Origin of the sequence: Micromonospora tulbaghiae (assembly GCF_900091605.1) — a bacterium.
In the GTDB taxonomy this organism is placed as follows: domain Bacteria; phylum Actinomycetota; class Actinomycetes; order Mycobacteriales; family Micromonosporaceae; genus Micromonospora; species Micromonospora tulbaghiae.
Genome location: NZ_FMCQ01000002.1, coordinates 576846 through 595186, shown reverse-complemented (window position 1 = coordinate 595186; position 18341 = coordinate 576846). Strand labels below are relative to the sequence as shown.

Genomic DNA, 18341 nt, shown 5'->3' with positions numbered 1-18341 from the left:
CGGTCCGCCGGGGCCGAACTTGCAAGATCGACGAGGGCGGGGCGGGGCGGGTGGCCGGGGTGAGGGGGTTATGCTCGCGAGGGCGGTGGGGCCCGCCGTTCCGGCGGGTGCCGGGAGAACCGCGACGTCGCCAACGGTCCCTGCCAGTGACGAGTCCTGGTGGGAGGTGCCGTGTCCGAACCCCGCGTCGATCCGGACGTCGACCTGCGCGTACCGGCAGACCGGAGCGAACTGTCCGCGCACCCGGCGGCGGTGCTCGGCGTGATCGCCGCCGGCGGCGTGCTCGGCGCGCTGGCCCGGGCCGGCGCCCAGGCCGCCGTGCCGCACCAGCCCGGCGGCTTCCCCTGGGCCACGTTCGCCGTCAACGTCACCGGCTGCCTGCTCATCGGCGTGCTGATGGCGGTGCTCGCCGCCCGCCCGGCCCACCCGCTGACCCGGCCGTTCCTCGGCGTCGGCGTGCTCGGCGGGTTCACCACGTTCTCCGCGTACGCGGTCGACGCGCAGCGGCTGCTGACCGACGGCGCGGCCGGTACGGCGGGCGCCTACCTGGCCGCGACGGTGCTCGGCGCGCTGGCGGCGGTCGCGGCCGGGGACGCGGTGACCGCCCGGCTGCTGGCCGCCCGGGACGGGAGCCGGCGGTGACCGTCGCACTGCTGCCTGCCCGGAGTGGGGCGGACCGATGACGATCCTGCTGATCGCGCTCGGCGCCGCGATCGGCGCGCCGCTGCGCTACCTGACCGACCGGGCGGTGCAGGCCCGGCACGGGTCGCCGTTCCCGTGGGGCACGCTGACCGTCAACGTGGCCGGGTCGGTGCTGCTCGGCGGCCTGCTCGCGGCGCCCGTCGCCCCGGGCGTGACCGCGCTGGTCGGCACCGGCTTCTGCGGCGCGCTGACCACCTGGTCCACGCTCAGCTACGAGACGTTGCGCCTGGCCCGCACCGGCGAGCGCCGCCCCGCGTACGCGAATGTCACGCTCAGTGTGGTCGCGGGGCTCGGCGCGGCGTTCCTGGGCTACGCGGTCGTCACCGCGCTGAGCGGCTGACCGCGCCGGTCAGCCGGTCAGCGGGCCCGGCGCTCCGGGTGGGCCCGGTTCCATGCCCGCATCCGCTCCGGGTAGCCGGTGCGGGCCGCCTCGTACAGCGGCACCGCGTGCTTCTGGGCGATCTTGCCGGCGACCCGGGGCGAGCCGGTACGGCGGCGGATCCACTCGCCGTCGTGCGCGATGGCGACGACTGTGGTGTCGGTGGCGGTGGTCTCCGGTTCCAGGTAGAACTCGACCCCGCTCCGGCTGGTGACGAACGCCTCCAGTTGCGCCAGGTCCTCCTTGGTCGCCTCGCGGTCGAGCTTCGTGGGCGTCGTCGGGTCGGCGGCCCGGCGGCTGAACCAGCCCATGCCCGCCTCCTCTCCTCGCGTTCGCTCCAGTGCAGCACGCCCGCCTGGCAGGCGGCTGGGAGCGCGGTGGGAGTCGGCTGGAGCGGCTCAGCCGACCTTCGCCGCCGGGGCGCCGGCCTGCGCGTCCGGCGCGGCGGCGCGTTCCCGCAGCACCGGCACCAGCGCGAGCGTGGGCAGCAGGAGCAGCGGCACCACGCCGAGCGCGGACAGCACCCCGAAGTGGTCGCCGAGGAAACCGAGCAGCGGCGGGCCGGCCAGGAAGGCGGTGTAGCCGATCACCGCGACCACGCTCACCCGGGCCGGGGCCCTGTCCTCGTCGTCGGCGACGGCGCTCATCCCGACCGGGAAGCCGAGCGAGGCGCCGAGTCCCCACAGCGCGACGCCGGCCACGGCGAGGGGGCCGTTCCCGGCCAGCACGGCGAGCGCGGCACCGGCGGACGCCATCGCGATGGTGGTGAACAGCACCGGCACCCGGCCCCACCTGTCGATGGCGACGGTGCCGACGGTGCGGCCGATCGTCATGCCCACCACGAACACGCCGAACACGGCGGCGCCGACGGCCTCGTCGACCCCGTACCCGTCCACGAACGCCACCGCGAGCCAGTCGTTGGCGCTGCCCTCGGTGAACGCCATGACCAGCACGAGCAGCCCGATCAGCAGCGTGCGGGGCTCGCGCCAGGCGGCGAGCAGCGCCTGCCGCCGGGCCGCCGGCTCCCCGGCCCCGGCCGCCTCGGCGGTGGCCGCGAGGAACGCCCGGGCGCCGACCATCGTGCCGGCCAGGATCAGCACGGACAGGACCGGCAGGTGCACGCCGACGGGTACGCCGAAGTGCGCCGCCCCGGCGCCCAGCCCGGCCCCGGCCACCGAGCCGAGGCTCCAGGCGGCGTGGAACCGGGGCAGGATGGTGTAGCCGAGGCGCTTCTCCACGGCCGCGCCCTCGACGTTCATCGCCACGTCGCACAGGCCGGAGCCGAAGCCGAACGCGGCGAGGCCGAGCCCCACCCCGACGACCGAGCCGGCCAGGCTGGCGGACAGACCCGCCACGGTCAGGCCGAGCGAGACCAGCACCACCGACACGGCCACCGTGCGCGCCGGCCCGAGCCGCTGGGTGACCAGGCCGGCGGTCGGCATGGCCAGCAGCGAGCCCGCCGACGCGCAGAGCAGTAGCAGGCCGAGCCGGCCCGGGTTGAGGTCGAGCGCCTCCTGGGCCGCCGGGACCCGGGAGAACCAGCTCGCCACCGCGAGCCCGTTGAGGGCGAAGACGACGGCCACGCCGTTGCGGGCGCTCAGTACCGCCCGGGGCGCCGGTGGCCGCTTCCCGGCCGGTGCGTCGATGGTGCTGCTCACGGTGCGGTGGTCCCTTCCCCCGTCTGATCCCGACGACAATCGCACACCTGAGAGCGCTTCCACCACAAACGCGGTTATGGCTTCGCCCATCCGCGCCGGAGCAGGCATGATGCGGACATGGGTACGCCGACCGCACGTCCCGCCACGCTCGACGACGTGGCCCGCGACGCCGGGGTGTCCCGGGCCACCGCCTCCCGGGTGCTCGGCGGCTACGGGTTCACCTCGGTGGACGCCCGCGCCCGGGTGCGGGCCGCCGCCGAGCGCCTCGACTACGTGCCGGACCTCGCGGCCCGGGCGCTGGTGCGCGGGGCCGGGGTACGCCTGGTGGTGGCGGTGGTGGGCCGTGACGACTCGGTGCTGGACGACCCGTACGTGCACCGGGTGGTGGGCGCGGCGTCGCGGGTGTGCGCGCGGCACGGCGTCGGCGTGGCGCTGGAGTGGCTGCCGCTCGCCGACCCGTCCGGGCTGGCCCGGCTCGGCGCGGACCGGGGCGTCTGCGGCGTGATCCTGGTCAACACCGTCCAGGCGGCGCTCGACGCGGTACCGCCGAGGCTGCGCGGCCGGGTCGTCTCGATCGGTCAGGGCTCGGCGACGGTGCCGTCGTTCGACGTCGACAACGCCGGCGGCGCCGGCGAGGTGTTGCGTCACCTGTACGCCACCGGTCGCCGCCGCATCGTCATGGTCACCGGGCCGCGCTGGCTGAGCTGCGCCGAGCGCTCGGTCACCACGTACCGGGAGCTGATGCGGGAGTCGGGGTCGCCGGAGCGGCTGGTCACCGGCGACTTCACCACGGCACAGGGCGGCCGGGCGGCGCTGGAGGCGCTGCGCCGGTGGCCGGACGCCGACGCGGTCTACGCGGCCAGCGACGCCACCGCCTTCGGCGTGATCGCGGCGCTGCGCGGGCGCGGCATCCGCGTACCGCACGACGTGGCGGTGGCCGGGTTCGACGACCTGCCGTACGCGGCGATCAGCAGCCCGCCGCTGACCACCGCGACCCACCCGGTCGACCGGATCGCCGCCGCCGCGGCCACGGCCGTGCTGACGCGTGAGCCGGTCGCCCCGAGCACCCCGTTCCCGTCGACGCTCGTCACCCGCGAGAGCGCCTGACCGGCCGCTCGGCCCGGTCCCGTTCGGGCCGGCCGGCCCTGGCCGTCGCCCCCGCGCCGTCCGTTAATGGAGGGCGGGGAAGGGAGTTCCGATGCGGCGGTGGCGACCCACCAGATGGATGTACCGGGGCGGCCGGCCGAACCGGCTGGCCCGGATGATGAACGCGCTGTCGGCCTGGCAGTACGGCGCCGGCCTCGCCCCGCGGCACTGGGTGACCATGGAGGTGCCGGGCCGCCGCACCGGCCGGGCCGTCTCGGTGCCGATCGTGGTGGCCGACCTCGACGGCGAGCGATACGTCGTGTCGATGCTGGGCCAGCGGGCCAACTGGGTGGCGAACGTGCACGCCGCGGGCGGGCGGGTGGTGCTGCGCCGTCGCCGCCGCGAGCCGGTCCGGCTGGTCGAGGTGCCGGTGGCGCAGCGGCCACCGATCCTGCGCCGGCACCTGGCGCTCGCCCCGGGCGCCCGGGCGCACGCGCCGGTGGACCGGCACGCCCCGCTCGCCGACTTCGCCCGGGTCGCCGCCGACATTCCGGTCTTCCGGGTCGTCCCGGCGGGCACCCGGTGAAAGCGCCCGGACACAAAACTTCAGAATATCGAGCGCGACGGTTTCCGGGGGTCGTCCGAATGGGAGAGACGGCGGGTAAGATCGGCGACACGAAGGCGGCTGATCGCTGACTGTCGCGCCCGGCGCGGGCGCTCACACTTGCCGCATGAATACGAGACTCCGCCGCAGCCGCTCATTCGGCCTCGCGGTGTGTCTCGCCCTCGTGGCGATATTGAGCGGCTGCATGCAGCTCAACCTCGGGCTGACCGTGAACGACGACGACACGGTCTCCGGTCAGCTCCTGCTCACCGCACCGAAGTCCGTGCTCAAGCAGCGGAACCCGGACCCGGCGGTGGCGTTCGCCGAACTGCGGCCGAACATTCCCTCACTTCCGCCTGGAGCGGAGACCCGGTACGAGGACGCCACCTCGTACGGCATTCAGATCACGTACCGGAAAACGCCACTGGCGCAATTCACGAGCGAAAGTGTGAATCTTGTCCGGGACGAGGATCTCATTCGCTTCTCGCTCCCGCTGGACCCGAATAAATACGGCGGCAAGTTCGGGCAGCAGGATCCGCGCCAGCAACAGGCGTTCATGACCTTGATGGCGTTCGAGATCTCGGTGACGTTCCCCGGCCGGGTGCTCGACACCAACGGCACTGTCACCGGACGCTCGGTCAGCTGGAAGGTGGTCGCCAACCAGCCGAAGCCGGCCGAGTTGCGTGCCGTCGCCCAGGCTCCCCCGCCGCCCGCCACCAGCCCGGCCGCCGTGGTGACCGGGAACGGTTCCTTCCCCTGGCTGCCGGTCGTCGCCGCCGTGGTCGTCCTGCTGCTGGTCGTCGCCGTGGCGGTCGTGCTGCTGGTGCGGCGGCGCTCCCGCGGAGCCGTTCCACCCGCGGCGACGACCACAGGTCCGGTCCCGGCCGGCACCGGCGCCCCGCCCGCACCCGGCGCCCCGGCCGCGCCGGCACCTCCCGCCGGTCCGCCGGCCTGAGCCCGGCCGGACCCTCCGACCACCGACGGCGCCCGCGCCGACGGCCCACCACCACACGGGCGGAACCCGGGGTACGCACCCCGGGCGCCGCCGCACCACCCACCCCGACCGCACCACCGCACAGTGGAAAGAGGGGGATCGCCGTGAACGATCTCTTCACCTGGGCCGCCCTGGGCAGCCTCACCGGCGCCAGCGCCGCCACCCTGCTCGCCACCAACGTCATCGGCGGGCTGATCGGCCCGAGCGGCGACAAGGCGCGCAAGTGGATCGCGCTGGGCTTCGCGCTCCTGCTGTCGTACCTGACCGCCGCGTTCGCCACCGACGCCGGCCCGGAGAAGTGGGTCATCGCGTTCTTCAACGGGCTGGTGATCTTCTCCGCCGCGCTCGGCGTCAACCAACTCCCCCCTGGTAACCGGCAGGCGACGCAGGCGTCGCCGACCCAGCTCGCCCAGGGGCACGAGCCCCGCTTCGTCCGCTCCTGGGTCTGAGAGAGGTGACCCCATGATCTTCGGCATCCTCAGCGCGGCCCTCCAGGTCGTCTTCGGCGCCGTCCTCGGGCAACTCGCCGCCGGCACCGTCGGCCTGCTGGTCGGCGCGGTCGTCGGCCTGCTCCTCGGCGCGCCCTTCGGCTGGGCGTCCGCGTCCGCCGGCACGTACGGCGCCGACCCGAAGGGGATCTTCCTCTTCGTGGTCGACCACACCTGGAGCCTGCTCAACACGTTCGCCGGGGCGTTGTTCCTGGCCCTGCACCTGGTCTTCGGCCACCAGCTCGACCGGATCGTCTCGGCCGGCAGCGGCCGGGTCAACGTGGTCGAGGGCGTCTCCCCCCGGTACGCGACCACGATCGGTACGGTCTGCGCCGGGTCCAGCCCCGGCATCCAGCGGCACGAGGACGTACACGTGTTCCAGGCCCGGCTGCTCGGCCCGTTCTACCTGCCGCTGGTGGCGCTCAACTACGTGCTGTTCACCGTCGCCCCGGTGTGGCTGCTCTGGCACGACCACACCAACGCGCCGATCAACCGGTTCACCCGCTACTTCGAGATCGGCGTCTACCCGCACGTCTGGAACGAGGCCATCGCGTACCGGATCCAGGGGACGCCACCGCGATGACCGGCGCGATCGAGGCGGCCGTCGCGGACGTCGCGAGCTGGCTGGCCGGGGCGGCGGGTGAACCCGTACCGGTCGGTCCGCCGCGCGACGACCCCGACGGCGGCCTCACGGTCTGGCCGCTGGAGCTACGGCCGGCCCGGCAGACCGCGACCGGCGGCGCGGCCCGCGAGCCGTACCGGTTCGTGGTCCGCCTGCTGGTCGCGGGCGGCGGGCCGGCGGCGCTGCCGGCGCTGGACCGGGTGCTCGCCGCCGCCACGACGGCGGGCCGGCCGGAGCTGGTGCTGGCCGCCGGCGACCCGGCGCTGTGGCGGGCGCTCGGCGTGGCGCCCCGGCCCGCGCTGCTGTTGGACGCGCCCGCCCGGGTGGAGCGGCCGGTCCCGGTCGCGCCGCCGGTACGGCAGCCGCTGCGGCTGCGGCAGCTCGGCATGCGCACGCTCGACGGGCGGGTGGTCGGGCCGCAGGACCAGCCGCTCGCAGCCGTCCGGGTGGAGCTGGTGGGCACCGCCCAGGCCACCGAGACCGACGCCGCCGGCCGGTTCCGGCTGGCCGGCGTGCCGCACGACCCCGACGCGCCGGACTCCCCGGTGCGGATCCGGCTGATCGGCGCGGGGCGCGTCCACACCGCCGAACTCGATCCGGAGGGCGACCACCTGATCGTCGTCCGCGCCCCCGACTGACGTCCCGAGGAGGACCGATGCCCACCTACTTCTCCCCCGGCATCTACGTCGAGGAGGTGCCCAGCGGGGCCCGCCCGATCGGGCCGGTCGGCATGAGCACCGCCGCGTTCGTCGGGGTCGCGCCCGACCGCGCCGCCCACGTCGGCGAGGCGCTGGCGGTGAACAGCTGGACCGAGTTCCTGCGGCTGTACGCCGACGGCGAGCACCTGGAGAGCACCCCGCTGGCCCGCGCCGTGTTCGGCTTCCTGGACAACGGCGGCACCCGCTGCTGGGTGGTCAACGTCGGTGAGGGCGGCCAGCTCACCGGCACCGGCGGCCGGCGCGGCGGCCTGCAACTGCTGGAGGCGATCGACGAGATCTCCATCCTGGCCGCGCCCGGCTACCACGACCCGGTCTCGCACGAGGCCCTGATCAGCATGGCCGAGCGGCTGCGCACCATGGTGGCGATCTGCGACCCGCCGCCGGAGGTCACCGACGTCTCCCGGCTCACCCGCGTCGCCACCCCCGGCAAGCCGGCCAGGTCCGCCTCGTCCGGGTCGGCCGGGTCGGCCGGGTCCGCCGCGTCGGCCGACAAGCCCGCCGAGGGTACGCCGGGCGACGGCGACGGCGAGCCGCCCGGCACCGGCGGCGACCGGCCCCGGCAGTCGGACTTCGCCACCTTCTACTTCCCGTGGATCCGGGTCCGCGACCCGCTCAGCGGCGAGCTCGTGCTCACCCCGCCGAGCGGGCACGTCGCCGGCATCTGGGCCCGCACCGACGCGCTGCGCGGCGTGCACAAGGCGCCCGCCAACGAGCCGGTACGCGGCGCGGTCGACCTCGCGTACCGGGTGACCCGGCCCGAGCACGACGTGCTCAACCCCAAGGGCGTCAACGTGATCCGCTTCTTCGCCGGGGAGGGCATCCGGCTGTGGGGCGCCCGTACGCTCGCCGCCGAGGCCAGCGAGTGGCGCTACCTGAACGTGCGCAGGCTGTCCATCTCCATCGAGCAGGCCATCGCGGGCGGCACCCGCTGGATGGTGTTCGAGCCCAACGACTTCACGCTGTGGCGCTCGATCCGCCGCGACATCGGGGCGTTCCTCACCCGGGTGTGGCGCGACGGCGCGCTGCTCGGCCGTACGCCCGAGGAGGCGTTCTTCGTCAAGTGCGACGAGGAAACCAACCCGGCCGACGTACGCGACGCCGGAATGGTGGTGGCGCACATCGGCATCGCGGTGGTCAAGCCCGCGGAGTTCGTGGTGTTCAAGCTGAGCCAGTGGGCCGGCGGCACCGAGACCGAGACGATCGGAGGCTGACATGCCCACCACTGCGACGCCGCAGCCGGGAGCACCCGTCGACCCGTACCGGGCGTACCACTTCAAGCTGCTGATCAACGGCATCACCAACGGGCACTTCACCGAGGTCAGCGGCTTCGAGGTGGCGATACCGGCGCTGTCGTACCGGGAGGCGGGCAACGAGCGCATCCGGGCCGTGCCCGGCCAGGTCGAGTACGCCCCGGTCACCCTCCACTTCGGCCTGACCAGCTCGCGGGAGCTGTGGGACTGGGTGAACGCGGCGGCGAAGGGCACCGTCAACCGGCGCAACGTGTCGGTGGTGCTGCTGGACCCGGCCGGCACCGCCGAGGTGCTGCGCTGGAACATGATCAACGCTTGGCCGACCCGGTGGCGGGGCGCGCACCTGAACACGCTGTCGCAGGAGATCGCCATCGAGGCGCTGACCCTGGCGTACGAGGGCCTGGAGCTGGAGGCCGGCGGTGCCGCCGCCCCGGCGACCGCGTGACCGGCTGGCCCGCGCGTTGCGGGCCACCGCCGACCGGTTGTCCACACCGGGTTCTCCGGACGCACCGGGCTCGCCGGACGACGTTCCGCGCCCTCCCGGTCAGCCGCCCGAGCACTGGCGGCGCCTGGTGGCGACGCACGCGCCGGGCCTCCTGCGCGACCTTGCCCCGTCCACGTCCCCCGTCGAGCACAAACCTCTCACCGACTCGGCCGCGAGCGGCAGCCCGGGCCAGACGCCGGTGCCACGGAGCCGGACGGGCCGACGTGCGGTGGAGCGGTTGTGGCGAGGCTGGAAGGCGCTGCTGGCCGGCCGCTTCGGCACGTCCCGTTCCCGACCGCGCTCCCCCCACGAGGCCGATCCCGGTGCGCCGTCGAGATCTTGGTACGAAAGGGCCCCCATAGGGGCCGATTCCTACCAAGATCTTCCGCAGGTCCTGGAAGGCGGGACGGGCATCTCGGGAGTTGAGAAGCCTGAGCCCTTGAGGCGGCTCGCACGCGGTGCGGCCCTGCCGCGGCCGGGAGCGGCGGTCACGCGGGCAGGTGGAGGGGAGGGCGTGGCGGGGTCGGAGACCGCTCCGGCGACAGTGGGCGCTCGATGCCGCTCGGGCGACACGGTGCGGCCGGACGACGCCACGTCACGTGAGGGCGCTCCGGTTTGCGGATGCGTAGCGTCAAACGGTCCGGCCGGTTCGGCGAGATCGGCGTGCATCGCCGATGGATCCGGGTCGTGGGACGTACTCGGCACATCAGGCATCCGCAGCACACCGGCCACAGGCACCGGTGCCGCAACCACAGAGACCGCCGGCACCAGACGGACCACAGAGGCAGGGACCGGCACGCCCACCGGCGCTGACAGGCGCACGGGCCCGAACAGCAGTCGTGACACGATCGGATCGCAGGGCCGCGCCACGTCCGGCGACTCGGCCTCGCCGTCCACCCCTGAACGGTGGCCCGGCCCCGGCGCGGCTCGGGTGGATGCGCTCCGGAACCTCGCGCAGGTCCGCCGAAGCCGGGCACGGCACCGGGATGACGCGGCTGAGGCCGGCCTGTCGCCCGATCACGGGGACGTGCTCCCGCTCGTCTTCGCGGCTGCGCCACCGTCGTTACCGCATGGACCGGCCGCAGGCGCCAGGGGCGGTCGAACCGGATCGGCGCATGGTCGCGGCGGGACCGAGGGTGGATACGTCGACCACCACCCGGGGCGGGCCACGGGTTCGCCGTACCCGGACGACCCGGCACCCGGCGGCGAGTCCCGGGCGCGACAGGGGCAGCGACCCGCACGGCCCACGCCCGGCAGCCCGTGGCCGGCGCTGCCGGACGACGCCGGCCCGACCCGGACGACGAACCCGGTCGGCGCGGGCCGGGCGACCGACGGCAGCACACACGCGGATCCGTGGCCGGCACTACCGGGCGAGCCGGCGTGGTGGACCCCGGCGACGCGGGCCACCCTGTGGAGTGACACGGCCCGGCTGGACCGGGAACAGGCGGGTGACTGATGGAGCGCGTCGCCTTCCTCGTGGACGAGTCCGGCACCCGGGTCGACTGCCTGCTCAACCCGGAGACCGTGCAGGTGACCCGGCTGGCCGGGGTACGCCCGCGCGGCGGGCCGGACGGGCCGCTCACCGGCGCAGGGCTGGCCGACGATCCGCTCGTCTTCACCGGCGGCGGGCGTACCGAACTGGTCCTCGATCTGCTTTTCGACGTCGACTTCGTGGAGTCCCCGGCCCGGCCCGAGGACGTCCGCGCGCTGACCCGGCCGCTGTGGATGCTCGCCGAGAACTCGGCGGTAGAGCACGGCTGGCTGCGCCCGCCGCTGGTGCGCCTGGTCTGGGGCAAGACCTGGAACGTCCCCGGCGTGATCACGGCCATCGCGGAACGCTTCGACGCGTTCACCCTCACCGGTACGCCCCGGCGGTCCTGGCTGCGGTTGAGGCTGGTCCGCGTCGCGGAGGGAGCGGAGGCGGCGCGCGCCGGGTTCGAGGAGGAACTGGCCGCGGCGAGCACACCCGCTGTCGCGCCCGGGTCGGCGGTGGTCGCCGCCGCGGACGGCGCGGCCGAGCCGGGCTGGTCCGGGGTGCGCTTCGACCTGCTCGCCCACGACGCGCTGGGCTCGCCGCTGCGCTGGCGGCTGCTCGCCGAACACAACCGGATCACCGACCCGCTCACCGTGCCGGCCGGCACCGCGCTCGCAGTGCCCCCGGCCGGCGCCCTCACGTCCCCGCCGGATGCCGTCACCACGGGAGGCACGCCGTGACCCGCCAGGCGACCAGCCCGGCGCGGCGAGCGGCCGTCGGGAGCACGCCGTGAACCGGGCCGCCGTGGTGACAGTCGACGGACGGCCGCTGGCCGACCCGGCCCGGCTGCGCGGCATCCGCGTCGCCGCCCGGCTGGACCGGCCGGCGCAGTGCGAGCTGACGCTCACCGCCGCGCCCGGCGCGGGCCCTCTCGACCCCCCGGTACGCCCCGGCGCCACGGTCGACGTACGCCTCGACGGGCAGCCGGAGGCGCTGTTCACCGGCGAGGTGACGGCCGTCGAGCGGGAGTACGCCGGTGACGGCGTCGCGCTGGCCCGGATCCGGGCGTACGACCCGCTGCACAGGCTGCGCAAGCGGCAGGAGCTGCGCGTGTTCGAGTCGGTGACGGCCGCCGAGCTGGCCGGCGAGCTGTGCGCCGGGCTGAGGTTGAGCGTGGCGGCCGAGGACGACGGGCCGCGCCTGGACCGGCTGCTCCAGCACCGGCACACCGACCTGGACCTGCTGTGCGAGGTGGCCGGGCGGGCCGGGCTGCACCTGGGCGTCGACGGTGACCGGCTGCGGCTGTTCACGCTGGACGGGTACGGGGAGCCGCTGCCGTTGACGCTCGGCGAGACGGTGCACGCGTTGCGCGTCACCGAGAACCTGGACCGGGCGGGCACGGAGTGCGCCGTGCTCGGCTGGCATCCGCAACGCGCCGAGCCGCTGGGCCAGCGGGCGGACGAGGCGCGCAGCGGGCGGCGGATCCCGCTGCGCCCGGACCCGGGCGACGTGGGCGCCGACGGTGTGCGTACCGCTGTGGACCAGCCCGGGCGCAGCGACGACGAGCTGGCCGCGCTGGCCCAGGCCGGGCTGGACGCCCGGGTGGCGGCACTCGTCACCGCCGAGGGCACCGCGGAGGGCGACCCGGCGCTGCGGCCGGGCCGGCGCATCGCCCTCGCCGGCGTCCCGGAGCCGGTCGCCGGGGTGTACGTGCTCACCGAGGTGGTGCACACGGTGGACGCGGACGGGCACCTGACCCGCTTCTCCACGGCGCCGCCCGGCCCGCCGCCGTCGGCCGCGCCCCCGCCGGCCACTGTCACGCTCGGCACCGTCACCGACATCGACGACCCGGACGGGCTGGGGCGGGCCCGGGTGACGCTCCCGGCGTACGGCGATCTGGACGCCGGCTGGCTCGCGGTGCTCTGCCCGGGCGCGGGCCGGGGCAAGGGGATCGTCGCGCTGCCCGACCCGGACGACACCGTGCTGGTGGCGCTGCCCGGCGGCGAACCGGCCTCGGGCGTGGTGCTCGGTTCGCTGTTCGGCGCGGTCGAGCCGTACGACGCGGGGATCGTGTCCGGGCGCTCGCGCCGCTGGTCGATGCGGACCGGCACCGGCCAGTCGATCGTGATCGACGACGACGGGCGGACGCTGCGGCTGGCCACCGACGCGGGCAGCTTCGTCGAGCTGCGTCCCGAGCTGACCACCGTGCACGCGGCAGGTGACCTGGTGCTCTCCGCGCCCGGCCGGGCCGTCGTGGTGCGCGGCCGCACCGTCGACTTCCTGCACGCCCCGGCGGCCGAGGACGCGGAGACCGCCGCCGCGCAGGCCCGTACGCTCGCCCGTTCCGCCGGAGGTGGCTGATGCGCTGGATCCACCGCGACTCGCTGATCACCTGCGGTCACGACGGGCGGGTACGCAACCGCCCGTCGCAGGACTGGGTCACCGTCCGGGGCGTGCCGGTGCTGGTGCGGCCCGACCCGGAGGGGCGCGACATCACCGCCTGCCCCAACTACGGACCGACGATCAAACCGTGCCTGCACACGCTGACCGTCACTGTGGGTTACAGCACGTGGGTGCGGGTGGACCGGCAGCCGGTGGTGTTGTCGCACCTGGACGGCCTCACCGACGGCACGCCGCCGGGCACCGTGCACCACCAGGTCCGCGACGTGCGGCAGGGTTTCCTGGGGGCGGACGCATGAGGGCCTTCCGCTTCGTCGGCGCCGGCTTCGACGCCGGCCGCGCCGGTGGTCTCGCGCTCACCGCGGCGGGCGGGCTCGCCATGACCGACGGCGACGAGACGGTACGCCAGGCGCTGTACCTGCTGTTGTCCACCACGCCCGGGGAGCGGCTGATGCGTCCCGGGTACGGATCGCGGCTGCACCGGCTGGTCTTCGCGCCCAACGACGACACCACCGCCGGGCTGGCGATCCACTACGTGCGGCAGGCGATCCGGCGCTGGGAGCCCCGGATCGAGGTGCTGGACGTGGACGCCGGCCCCGACCCGGACGACCCGTGGCGCCTGGCGATCCGGCTGGACTACCGGGTCCGGGCCAGCCTCTCCCCCGGCCACCTGGTGTTCTCCGTCGACCTGCTCCCCGCCGACGACGAACCCGGCGACTCCGAACCCGGCGACACCCCTGACGAGGAGGGCACGCCATGACGCTGCCGGTGCCGCACCTGGACGACCGCGCCTTCCTCGACCTGGTCACCGAGGCGCGGGAACGCATCGCCCGGTCCTGCCCGGACTGGACCGACCTGTCCGCGCACGACCCGGGCATGGCGCTGCTGGAGGCGTTCGCCTACCTGACCGAGGTGATGATCTACCGGCTGAACCAGTTGCCGGAGAAGGCGTACGTCGCGTTCCTGAACCTGCTCGGCGTCACCCGGCACCCACCGGCGGCGGCCTGGGCGGACGTGCGCCTGACCCGCACCGGCCCGGACCGCGGCCCGGTGCGGGTGCCGGCCGGCACCCGCGTCGCCGCGGCCCGCGGCGCGGACCCCCGGCCGGTCGTCTTCGTGACCACCGAACCGGCTGTGCTGCCCACCGGCGAGACCACTGCGACGGTACGCGTGCACCACTGCGAGCCGGTCGAGGCGGAGCTGCTGGGCACCGGCACCGGGCAGCCCGGTCAGGTGTTCCGGGCCGCCCGCGCGCCGCTGACGCGTACCACCGAGGCGCTGGACCTGCTGCTCGGCGTGGAGGTGCCGGCCGGCTCGGTGGAGCTGGGCGCGGCGGCCCGGGAGCACGAGGGCCGCACCTTCGAGATCTGGCGGCCGGTGCACAGCTTCGCCGGTGTCGGCCCGCAGGCGAAGGTCTACCTGGTGGACCGGGCCTCCGGGGTGGTCACGTTCGCCCCGGCGCTGGACCTGCGCCCGGACGAGGGCGCCCCGGCCGTCGAGGGGGCGGTCGGGGCGACCACAGTGGCGGCGGTGCCGCCGGCCGGGCGGCAGGTGCGCCTCTGGTACCGCTGTGGCGGCGGGCCGGCCGGCAACGTGGCCGCCGGTGTGCTGACCAGCCTGCGCGACCCGCTGCCCGGGGTGAAGGCGGACAATCCGGAGCCGGCCACCGGTGGGCGGGAACTGGAGTCGCTGGAGTCGGTGCTGGCGCGCGGGCCGTACGAGTTCTTCGCCCAGCAGCGCGCGGTCACCGCCCGGGACTTCGAGATCCTCGCCACCGGCTCCGGGGCGGTGGCGCGGGCGCGGGCGTTCACCCGGGCCGCCGTCTACAGCTTCGCCCGGCCCGGCGAGGTCGAGGTGGTGCTGGTGCCGTACGTGCCGGAGGCGGCCCGTCCCGGCGGGCGGCTGCCGGTGGCGGTGCTGCGCGAGCACGAGGTGGAGGAGGCCCGCCGCCGCGTCGAGGCCGACCTGGAGCGGCGCCGCGCCCTCGGTACGGCGGTACGCGCGGGGTGGGCGCGCTACAAGGCGGTGTCCATCCAGGCGCGGGTGGTGGTGCGCCGCGAGGAGGACGTGGACGCGGTGCGCCGCCGCATCCACGACCGGCTGCATCAGACGCTGAGCCCGCTGCCCACGCCGCTGAGCCCGGCCGGCTGGGCGTTCGGCGAGCCGCTGCGCGCCTCCAACGTCTACCGGATGCTGGAGCACGCCGAGCCGGGCGTGCGCTACGTCGAGTCGGTGCGGTTCGTGGTCGACGAGGCGCCGGACGCACAGGTACGCACCGTGGCGGTGGACCAGTACCAGGCCGACACCTGGTACGCCGGCGGCGGCCCGGTGCTGTTCCGTTCCACCAACGCCGGCGCGGGCTGGGAACCGGCGGGCCGGTTCGACGAGGAGACGGTGGTCCGGGTGGTCCCCGCACCCGCCCCGGTACGCCCCGGCGTGGTGCCCCGGGCCGGTTCGGTGGCGGTGGTGACCACCCGCGACGCCGGCGGTTCCCGGGTCCGGCTGAGCACCGACCTCGGCGAGACGTGGACGCTGCTGACCGACCTCGACTCCGGCGTACGCGACCTGGCCTGGATCGACCGCGACGGCACCGGCGCGTTGCTGCTGGCGACCGACGCCGGCCTGTACGAGGTGCCGCTGCTGCCCGGCGCGGTGCCGTTGCAGATCCTGGTCGACCCGGCCGACGCCGACCGGGGCTTCTACGCGGTGCGCTCGTTCGTCTCCGAGCGCGGCGCGCCCGGCGTGGCGGTGGCCGCACAGGCCGGATTCGGGGTGTACCTGTCCACCGCTGCGGGACGGCCCGGCACGTTCGCCCACGTCGGCCTCGCCAACGTGGACAACCGGGTGCTCGCCGTGCAGTACGACGGCCCGGCCACGCTGCTGTGGTGCGGCGCGGGCGAGCCGGACCCGAAGAAGCCCGGCCAGGGCTGCCACCGCACCCGGCTGTTCGAGTCGGACGTGAAGTGGCAGTCGATGGCGTCCGGCTGGATCGGCGGCACCTGCCGGGACCTGACGTTCAGCGGCCCGCTCGCACTCGCCGCGACGCAGAGCGGCGGCGTGGTCCGGCTGGACACGCTCGCCGGGCAGCCGCAATGGTCGCCGGTGATGGTCAACTGCGGCCTGCCGCTGCGGGACCGGACCCGGTTCGTCCCGGTCGACGCCATCGCCGCCACCGCGCCCACCGGCACGTCCGGCGCCGGGCGGCTGGTGCTGGCCGGCGGCGAGCGCGGCGTGTTCCGCAGCGGCGACGGCGAGGACTGGACGGCCAGCGCCAACCAGGCCACCGCCGACGTGGTCACCGTCCCCGGCACCTGGCTGCTCTGCTCCGGCGAGCACGACATCGAGGTGGTGCGGCAGGATGCGCCGAGCGGCGATTGAGCGGCTGCTGCCGGCCGCGTACCAGCGGGCCGCCGGCCCGGGCAGCGTGCTGGGCGCGCTGCTGGACGTGATGGAGGCGCTGCACGCCCCGGACGAGGCGGTGCTCGCCGACGTCGACGCGCTGTTCGGGCCGTACCGGACGCCGGACGGATTCGTGGCCTACCTGACCCGCTGGGTGGCGATGGACCACGTGGTCGCCGCGCCGCGCGCCGACGCGCCGCTGCCGTTGCCGGTGGGCCGGCTGCGGGACCTCGTCGCGCACGGCGCGCTGCTGGCCCGGTGGCGCGGCACCCCGTACGGCATGCGGACCGCGCTGGAGCTGGCCACCGGCGTGACCGGGTTCGTGCTGGACGAACCGGCCGAGCGGCCGTTCCACCTGGTGGTGCGCGTGCCACCGGCCGCCGCCGACCGGCTCGCGCTGGTCACCCGCATCGTCGAGGCGGAGAAACCGGCGGCGGTCACCGTCGAGGTCGTCGCCGGGGACCCGGCCGACCCGCCCTCCGACCCGCCCGCCGACCCGACGCCGCCCGGAACCGGCCCGCCCACAGCAGGCCCGCCGGACCCGGGCCCTCCGCACACGCCAGCGCCGCCCGAGCCGGACGATGCCGAGCCCGCCGCCGGCGTGGCGACGGTGCGCGCGGTCGGCCGGGCGCACGTACCCGCACCCCTGCCCCACGATCCGCCCGAGGAGCCGTCATGACCACCGAATGGACAGTCGTCGCCGCCGCCGAACAGTTCACAGTGGACGCCCGCAACGCCGGTGAGCTGACGTTCACCGTGTCGAACCCGGGCACCGCGCCGGACACCGTCGTCTTCGACGTCGCGCCCGGCGAGGGCAGCCAGCGGGCCTGGTTCACGGTGGCCGAGCCGCAGCGCGTGGTGCCCGGGCAGGGGTCGGTGTCGTTCCTGGTCCGGCTCGCCGTACCGCCCGGCACGCCGCCCCGGCGCTACGACATGACCGGCTTCGCGTACTCGGCGAACACCGCACCGGAGGAGAGTTCCCGATCCAGCGGCCGGGTCACGTACGACGTGCGGGCCGTCGTACCTCCGAAGCGCGCGCCGTGGCCGTGGATCGCGGCCGCCGCGGCGCTGGTGCTGGTCGTGGCCGGGGTGGTGGCCTGGCTGGCGACCCGCGGCCCGGACACCCCGGCCCCACCCCAGGCGAATGCGGTGACCGTGGAGGCGGAGACGCTCGTCTCCGGCGCCGCGGTGCAGTCCACCACCGGCGCGAAGGCGGAGGTGGTGGCGCAGGAGAACTGCTGCGACGTGGTGTGGTCCGGCGACGCGCAACTGTTCTTCCTGGGCCGGGGCGTGGGCGACCGGGTGACGGTGCGGGTGGACGTGCCGTCCGACGGCACCTGGCGGTTCTCCACAGTGCGCACCACGTCGTTCGACTACGCGAACACCATCTGGCTGGTTGACGGCCGGCAGGTCGGCGACACGTTCTTCGGGTTCAGCCCGACAGTGGTCCGCACCGACGAGGTGGACGTGGGCACCGTGGAGCTGACCCGCGGGCCGCACAAGCTGACGCTCGTGGCGGTGAGCAAGACCCAGGGCACCGACAGGTACTTCGCCGGGGTGGACGAGATCCGCTTCACGCCCGTCGTCCGCCCATGAGTGGGCGGCAGAAGGTGCTGCTGGTGGCGGTGGCCGTGCTGCTGGTGGCGCTGTACGTGGTGGCGGTGGCCGGGCGCCGCGACGACCCGGGTGACCCGGCGGCCGGGCCGGGGGCGCTGGCCCGGCTGGGGCGCGGGACCGGGACGGTGGACCCGGCGACAGTGGCGGTGACGTGCCTGCCGCCGGCCGCCGATCCGGCCACCACCGCCGACGGGGTGACGCTCGCGTTCGGCACCGCGTGCCGGCTGCGGGTGGCCGACCCGGGAGCGCTGCGCACGCTGGTGCTGCGCGGTACGACGCCGTTCCAGGTGACCGCCCCCGCGCCCGGCGACGCGGACGTCACAGTCACCGACGAGGTCGCGCCCGACGCGGACGGCCCGGCGGTGGCGAAGGTGGCTGTGGACCGGGAGACCGAGGTGCTCCTGCGCTGCCCGGGAGGTGGCGGATGTTCGGTCACGCTGGCCCGGTCCTGACCGGGACGGAGAC

20 protein-coding genes are annotated in these 18341 nt (G+C 75.4%); 18 read left to right on the top strand and 2 right to left on the bottom strand.

Going from position 1 to position 18341, the window contains the following annotated elements:
• Positions 1-171 precede the first annotated feature (171 nt).
• Both GA0070562_RS07755 and GA0070562_RS07750 read left to right on the top strand, forming a co-directional pair.
• The gene (locus GA0070562_RS07755; protein WP_091417671.1) at positions 172-642 is read left to right on the top strand and encodes a FluC/FEX family fluoride channel; all 471 of its coding nucleotides are present in this window, start codon (positions 172-174) and stop codon (positions 640-642) included.
• A 37-nt stretch (positions 643-679) separates the two neighbouring features.
• The gene (locus tag GA0070562_RS07750; RefSeq protein WP_091417668.1) at positions 680-1042 is read left to right on the top strand and encodes a fluoride efflux transporter FluC; all 363 of its coding nucleotides are present in this window, start codon (positions 680-682) and stop codon (positions 1040-1042) included.
• Positions 1043-1059: 17 nt separating this feature from the next.
• Here the strand turns inward: GA0070562_RS07750 and GA0070562_RS07745 are convergent, their stop codons facing one another.
• The gene (locus tag GA0070562_RS07745; protein ID WP_091417665.1) at positions 1060-1392 is read right to left on the bottom strand and encodes a hypothetical protein; all 333 of its coding nucleotides are present in this window, start codon (positions 1390-1392) and stop codon (positions 1060-1062) included.
• A gap of 87 nt (positions 1393-1479) precedes the next feature.
• Positions 1480-2739 (bottom strand): MFS transporter, encoded by a 1260-nt coding sequence (locus GA0070562_RS07740; protein WP_091417664.1) that lies wholly within the window; start codon positions 2737-2739, stop codon positions 1480-1482.
• 117 nt (positions 2740-2856) lie between these two features.
• Between GA0070562_RS07740 and GA0070562_RS07735 the strand changes: the two genes are divergently transcribed.
• The 16 genes from GA0070562_RS07735 (at position 2857) to GA0070562_RS07655 (ending at position 18328) form a co-directional block, all read left to right on the top strand.
• Positions 2857-3846: a LacI family DNA-binding transcriptional regulator gene (locus GA0070562_RS07735; protein ID WP_091417662.1), complete on the top strand. Its 990-nt coding sequence runs from the start codon at positions 2857-2859 to the stop codon at positions 3844-3846.
• Positions 3847-3937: 91 nt separating this feature from the next.
• Positions 3938-4411: a nitroreductase/quinone reductase family protein gene (locus GA0070562_RS07730; protein ID WP_091417660.1), complete on the top strand. Its 474-nt coding sequence runs from the start codon at positions 3938-3940 to the stop codon at positions 4409-4411.
• Between the two features lie 145 nt (positions 4412-4556).
• The gene (locus tag GA0070562_RS07725; protein ID WP_244254893.1) at positions 4557-5384 is read left to right on the top strand and encodes an LppM family (lipo)protein; all 828 of its coding nucleotides are present in this window, start codon (positions 4557-4559) and stop codon (positions 5382-5384) included.
• Between the two features lie 143 nt (positions 5385-5527).
• Entirely contained in the window at positions 5528-5872 is a 345-nt protein-coding gene (locus GA0070562_RS07720; protein ID WP_091417656.1) for a hypothetical protein, read from the top strand.
• Positions 5873-5885: 13 nt separating this feature from the next.
• Entirely contained in the window at positions 5886-6494 is a 609-nt protein-coding gene (locus GA0070562_RS07715) for a glycine zipper family protein (RefSeq protein ID WP_091417653.1), read from the top strand.
• On the top strand, positions 6491-7171 hold the full coding sequence (locus GA0070562_RS07710) for a carboxypeptidase-like regulatory domain-containing protein (protein WP_091417651.1): 681 nt from the start codon (positions 6491-6493) through the stop codon (positions 7169-7171). The genes GA0070562_RS07715 and GA0070562_RS07710 overlap by 4 nt, the downstream gene beginning before the upstream one ends.
• 17 nt (positions 7172-7188) lie before the next feature.
• Positions 7189-8463 (top strand): phage tail sheath family protein, encoded by a 1275-nt coding sequence (locus GA0070562_RS07705; RefSeq protein WP_091417648.1) that lies wholly within the window; start codon positions 7189-7191, stop codon positions 8461-8463.
• A 1-nt stretch (position 8464) separates the two neighbouring features.
• Entirely contained in the window at positions 8465-8947 is a 483-nt protein-coding gene (locus tag GA0070562_RS07700) for a phage tail protein (RefSeq protein ID WP_013286679.1), read from the top strand.
• A gap of 1494 nt (positions 8948-10441) precedes the next feature.
• Positions 10442-11200 carry a CIS tube protein gene (locus tag GA0070562_RS07690; protein ID WP_091417641.1) on the top strand — a complete coding sequence of 253 codons (759 nt, stop codon included), beginning with the start codon at positions 10442-10444 and terminating at the stop codon, positions 11198-11200.
• Between the two features lie 49 nt (positions 11201-11249).
• Complete coding sequence (locus GA0070562_RS07685) at positions 11250-12821, top strand: phage baseplate assembly protein V (RefSeq protein ID WP_091417639.1); 1572 nt, start codon at positions 11250-11252, stop codon at positions 12819-12821.
• The gene (locus GA0070562_RS07680) at positions 12821-13159 is read left to right on the top strand and encodes a hypothetical protein (RefSeq protein ID WP_091417636.1); all 339 of its coding nucleotides are present in this window, start codon (positions 12821-12823) and stop codon (positions 13157-13159) included. Before GA0070562_RS07685 ends, GA0070562_RS07680 begins: the two co-directional genes overlap by 1 nt.
• The gene (locus GA0070562_RS07675; protein ID WP_091417634.1) at positions 13156-13620 is read left to right on the top strand and encodes a GPW/gp25 family protein; all 465 of its coding nucleotides are present in this window, start codon (positions 13156-13158) and stop codon (positions 13618-13620) included. The genes GA0070562_RS07680 and GA0070562_RS07675 overlap by 4 nt, the downstream gene beginning before the upstream one ends.
• Positions 13617-16238 carry a putative baseplate assembly protein gene (locus tag GA0070562_RS07670; protein ID WP_091417631.1) on the top strand — a complete coding sequence of 874 codons (2622 nt, stop codon included), beginning with the start codon at positions 13617-13619 and terminating at the stop codon, positions 16236-16238. Before GA0070562_RS07675 ends, GA0070562_RS07670 begins: the two co-directional genes overlap by 4 nt.
• Entirely contained in the window at positions 16219-16938 is a 720-nt protein-coding gene (locus tag GA0070562_RS07665) for a phage tail protein (RefSeq protein ID WP_091417628.1), read from the top strand. The genes GA0070562_RS07670 and GA0070562_RS07665 overlap by 20 nt, the downstream gene beginning before the upstream one ends.
• Positions 16935-17855 carry a carbohydrate-binding protein gene (locus GA0070562_RS07660; RefSeq protein WP_091417626.1) on the top strand — a complete coding sequence of 307 codons (921 nt, stop codon included), beginning with the start codon at positions 16935-16937 and terminating at the stop codon, positions 17853-17855. Before GA0070562_RS07665 ends, GA0070562_RS07660 begins: the two co-directional genes overlap by 4 nt.
• Positions 17852-18328 (top strand): hypothetical protein, encoded by a 477-nt coding sequence (locus GA0070562_RS07655; RefSeq protein ID WP_091417623.1) that lies wholly within the window; start codon positions 17852-17854, stop codon positions 18326-18328. Before GA0070562_RS07660 ends, GA0070562_RS07655 begins: the two co-directional genes overlap by 4 nt.
• The last annotated feature ends 13 nt before the right edge of the window (positions 18329-18341 follow it).